The organism is Aminobacter sp. P4_H6_2 (genome assembly GCF_056400805.1).
On the sequence record NZ_JBFUKO010000392.1, the window covers coordinates 1 to 5,052 of the forward strand.

Sequence of the window (5,052 nt, forward strand, 5' to 3'; positions counted from 1 at the left end):
GGATCATATGTACCACTAGGGTGTCCCGGTCGGCCGCTCGGAGTGGAACTCGTCGCGGAATTTGTGGGCTGTAGACAGGAAAACGGCTTGAGAGTCAAGCGCAGGCGCATTCCTGTGACGCTTCAGCTATATATTCCCAGCGCCACACTCAGGCCCTGTTAAGACTTGCCGATTAGGGTGCCGGACTGCCGGGGGGCTGTATGTATTATTTTAGGGTATTTTACCACCATGTGTGACCATGCGGGCGGCTCGCATGTCGTTTCCGAAGGGGGCGGTCGCTTATTCGGCGACGACACGCTGCTTGCCGGCTTCGCAGAGAACATCGAATTCGGACTGGTCGTCATCGACGCCGGTGGCAGGATCAACTACGTCAACAAGTCGGCCGAACGCATATTCGGCTATGACCGGACCGAGATGATCGGCCACACGCTCGATCTGATCATTCCGCCAAGGCTGCGCGGCGCCCACAATGCCGGCATTGCCCGCGTTGGTTCGGGCGGACCGTCGAAGCTGAACGGCAAGACGGTGGAAGTGGCGGCACTTCGGCGCGACGGCAGCGAATTCCCCATAGAGCTCTCGTTTTCGATCTGGAGCGGGCCGAATGGCATCGCCATGGGCGGCATCATCCGCGACATCTCGGAGCGGCGGCAGCGCGACATGCGGCTGCATCGCCTGGCGCATCAGGATACGCTGACCGGCATGCCGAACCGCTTCCAGTTCGACATGCAGCTCGAAGACGCACTGGCGGCGGGCGAAGCGACCGGGATATTGCTGCTCGACCTCGACGGCTTCAAAAAGGTCAACGACACGCTAGGCCACGCCACCGGCGACACGCTGTTGCAGGCATTGGCCGTGCGGCTGCCGGCCGCGCTCGACGCCACCGCCGTGGTGGCCCGGTTTGGCAGCGACGAATTCGCGGTGCTTTTGCCCGGTATCGACAATCCCGCCATTGTCGCGGAAGCGGCAAACAGCCTGCTGCAGTCCTTCGACAAGCCGTTCGAGATCGGCGACCACCTGCTCAAGCTCGGTGTCAGTATCGGCGGTGCGGTGGCCCCCGGCGACGGCGGCGATGCCGAGGAGCTGCTGGCAAGCGCTGATCTGGCGCTTTACCGGGCACGACAGCGCGGCGGCAGCTATCGCATGTTCGAGCCGGGCATGCGCAACGCCGTTGCCGCACGCCGTGCCTTGAAAGACGAGCTTTTGCACGCCATCGGCGCCAGGGAATTCGTGCTGCACTACCAGCCGCAGGTTTGCCTGGAAACAGGCCGCGTGCTGGGCGCCGAAGCGCTGCTGCGCTGGCGCCACCCCTCGCGGGGACTGCTGGAACCGGCCGATTTCCTCGCCGTGCTCGAAACGCATACGGGCGCGTTGACCGTAGGGGGCTGGATCCTCGACGAAGCCTGCCGCCAATCGGCCGAATGGCGCGCCCACGGCCTCCCCCCGATCAGCATGGCCGTCAATCTGTTTGCGGTGCAGGTAAAGGCAGGCAATCTGGCGGAGACGGTGCTGACGACGCTGGCACGCCACAAATTACCGGCCAAGGCGCTCGAGCTTGAGGTCATCGAAACCATCGCGCTCGACTATGAGGAGCGCACTTTGGCGCCGTTCCGCAAGCTTGCCAAGGCGGGCGTCGGTCTCGCCTTTGACGATTTCGGCACCGGACATGCCGCACTCAGCACCATCAAGCGCTTTCCGCTCACCGTCCTTAAAGTCGACCGCAGCTTCGTCCGTGACATGCTCCGCAACCGCCAGGACGCCGCGATCGTGCGCGCGGTACTTGGCATGGCCAAGGATATGGGGCTTGCCGTCGTCGCCGAAGGGGTCGAGACGCGGGCGCAGGAAGCCGCACTTTATGCCATGGGCTGCCGAAGGGGCCAGGGCTACCTCTATTCCAAGGCGCTGCCAGCGGCGGATTTCGAACAATTGATGAAGCGGTCGGCAAAGGCTGGCGGAAAGAAACCGTCGAAGCGGTTTTGACCGAAGGCCCCGGCCGCAGGGGACTCGATCGCGCCGTCATGCTCGCGAATTGTAGCAGATTGACGCCGGGGGATGGTCCAGCTGCCGATGCGGGCTAGCGCTTTGAGCGCTCAACCCTGCCGCGTGTGGCGTTTATGCCGCCCCAAAATGCGCAAAACCAGCGAAACGATCAAAACATCGACATCTTGCAACGTTTTTCCCGCTCTCGCCACATTCGCTGCTTGATCCTATGCGAGTTTTTTGCCACCAGCCCTTGCAAGACACGGGGACGTAAACGCCTTCTTAACGATGACAAGAGAGCGTGCGGCTGGCAACATCCCTCCCAAGGGCATTGATTCAGGCATCAGGAGAACAGCATGGCAATACTTGCCAAGGTGAAGATTTTTGCTACGGCCACCGCCATGCTGGCGGTTACGGCTGGCGGCGCATATGCGGCGCAGTGCGGCAACAACGCGGGCGGCTTCGAAGCCTGGAAAGCTTCGTTTGCGCAAGAGGCGGCGGCCAACGGCATCAAGGCCAATGCGCTCAACGCGCTGGCCAGCACGACTTACGCCACCAAGACCATATACGCTGACCGCAACCAGAAGAGCTTCAAGCTCTCGCTCGACCAGTTCATGGCCAAGCGCGGCGGCAAGACGATTGCTTCCAAGGGCAAGACCTTCAAGAAGCAGAATGCAGCCTTGTTCCAGAGCATCGAGGCCCGCTACGGCGTGCCTGCCGGCCCGCTGATCGCGATCTGGGGCATGGAAACAGGCTTCGGTGCCTTCTTGGGCAATCAGCACACGCTGTCGGCCGTGGCGACGCTCGCCTATGACTGCCGTCGTACTGAATATTTCACAGATCAACTCTATGCCGCGCTCAAGCTCGTCCAGAGCGGCACGCTCGCACCCAACGCCATCGGCGCTGCCCATGGCGAGATCGGCCAGACCCAGTTTCTGCCGGTCAATGTGCTGAAATACGGCGCCGACGGCGACGGCAATGGCAAGATCGACATGGTCCGCTCCAAGGCCGACGCTTTGGCATCGACCGCCAACTTCCTGCGCGGCCATGGCTGGAAAGCCGGCGCCGGCTACCAGCCTGGCCAGCCCAATTTCGCGGCCCTGCAGGGCTGGAACGCGGCCAGCGTCTACCAGCAGGCCATCGCCATCATCGGTGCCGAGATCGACGGCAACTGACAACATTCAATACCTTGTCAGGATGCTTTCCTGACGCTCTGGCGAAGTCGATTTCATCGGCGCATATTGAACGAACCCGGCGGCGACGCCGGGTTTTTTCGCTCTTGCCGAGGAACGAACGATGAACGCACTCAGCGAATTGCCGGCCGATCTCTCGGCTTTCGGCACGGTGGAAGGCTACAGCCATTATCCCAAGACGGTCACGCCGAGATCGCCGGTTCCGGCGGGCGGCGGCCTGCTGAAATGGTACGATATCGCCGAAGAAGCAACGCCTGTGACACGCGAGACCTGCGCCTTGGCGCAACGCTTCCTCGCGGCCGAGACGGCGGCGGGGCGGCTCAACGTCAAGGGCGAGCTGGGTTTTGTGATCCTGCACCGCTGCGGCGGTGATTTTCACTTCCTGCTGGTGAGTTCGTGGCGCAACGCCAACGAGATGTGGGAAACGGTTTACGCCAAGACGGCCAAGGCGCCCGATTTCTCACTGTTTGCGCTGCCCGGGCCGCACCGCGCGACCTTCTGCGTCTGGGAACTGGCAGCGGTCAACCACGAGCGCCAGGCGTTCAGCCGCTATCTGTATTCAACGCGCGATGACGCGGCCAAGCGGGAATACCTTACCGACAGCTATCAAGGCGAGGCCTGAAATGAAAGGAGGCGCCGAAGCGCCCCCAAACTGCCATATATTAGCTGGTCTTAACGGTTGCGTGCGGCCAGCGTGCGCAGGCGCAGCGCGTTGAGCTTGATGAAGCCGGCGGCGTCCTTCTGGTCGTAGGCGCCCTGGTCGTCCTCGAAGGTAACCAGCTTGTCCGAATAGAGCGACTTTGGGCTCTCGCGGCCGATGACCATGACGTTGCCCTTGTAGAGCTTGAGCGTCACTTCGCCTTCGACATGCTCCTGGCTCCTGTCGATCGCCGCCTGCAGCATCTCGCGCTCCGGCGAGAACCAGAAGCCGTAATAGATCAGCTCTGCATAGCGCGGCATCAGTTCGTCCTTGAGGTGCGCGGCACCACGGTCGAGCGTGATCGACTCGATGGCGCGGTGCGCCGACAGCAGGATCGTGCCGCCGGGGGTCTCGTAGACGCCACGCGACTTCATGCCGACGAAACGGTTTTCGACCAGGTCGAGACGGCCGATGCCGTTGTCGCGGCCATAGTCGTTGAGCTTGGCCAGAAGCGTCGCCGGCGACAGGCGCTCGCCGTTGATGGAAACGGCATCGCCCTTTTCAAAGCCGATCTTGATGATCGTCGCCTTGTCGGGCGCAGCTTCGGGCGAAATCGTGCGCATGTGGACATATTCGGGCGCCTCGACGGCCGGATCTTCCAGAACCTTGCCCTCGGAGGACGAGTGCAGGAGGTTGGCATCGACGGAGAACGGTGCTTCGCCCTTCTTGTCCTTGGCGACCGGGATCTGGTGCTTCTCGGCGAAGTCGAGCAGGTCGGTGCGGCTCTTGAACTCCCAGTCGCGCCACGGCGCGATGATCTTGATGTCGGGGTTGAGCGCATAGGCCGACAGCTCGAAGCGAACCTGGTCGTTGCCCTTGCCGGTGGCGCCGTGCGCGATGGCGTCGGCGCCGGTCTTGCGGGCGATCTCGACGAGGTGCTTGGAGATCAGCGGACGGGCGATCGAGGTGCCGAGCAGGTAGACGCCCTCATAGACGGCGTTGGCGCGGAACATCGGGAAGACGAAGTCGCGGACGAATTCCTCGCGCACGTCCTCGATGAAGATCTCCTTGATGCCGAGCATCTCGGCTTTCTTGCGCGCCGGCTCAAGTTCCTCGCCCTGGCCGAGATCGGCGGTGAAGGTGACAACCTCCGCATTGAGCTCGGTCTGCAGCCACTTCAGGATGATGGAGGTGTCGAGACCGCCGGAATAGGCGAGCACGACCTTCTTGACGTCTTTCCAC

General features: G+C 62.5%; 4 protein-coding genes. 3 read left to right on the forward strand and 1 reads right to left on the reverse strand.

Annotated features, from left to right (window positions below):
* Positions 1–228 precede the first annotated feature (228 nt).
* The 3 genes from AC1DUU_RS22565 (at position 229) to AC1DUU_RS22575 (ending at position 3,792) form a co-directional block, all read left to right on the forward strand.
* Complete coding sequence (locus AC1DUU_RS22565) at positions 229–1,977, forward strand: putative bifunctional diguanylate cyclase/phosphodiesterase (RefSeq protein WP_476785619.1); 1,749 nt, start codon at positions 229–231, stop codon at positions 1,975–1,977.
* 356 nt (positions 1,978–2,333) lie between these two features.
* On the forward strand, positions 2,334–3,152 hold the full coding sequence (locus AC1DUU_RS22570) for a lytic murein transglycosylase (protein ID WP_476785620.1): 819 nt from the start codon (positions 2,334–2,336) through the stop codon (positions 3,150–3,152).
* 121 nt (positions 3,153–3,273) lie between these two features.
* Positions 3,274–3,792, forward strand: a complete 519-nt coding sequence (locus AC1DUU_RS22575) for a hypothetical protein (RefSeq protein ID WP_476785621.1) — start codon at positions 3,274–3,276, stop codon at positions 3,790–3,792.
* Positions 3,793–3,842: 50 nt separating this feature from the next.
* On the opposite strand, the gene AC1DUU_RS22580 is transcribed toward AC1DUU_RS22575, so the two are convergent.
* Positions 3,843–5,052: argininosuccinate synthase (locus AC1DUU_RS22580; RefSeq protein WP_476785622.1), on the reverse strand; the 1,210-nt coding region annotated here is incomplete at its 5' end.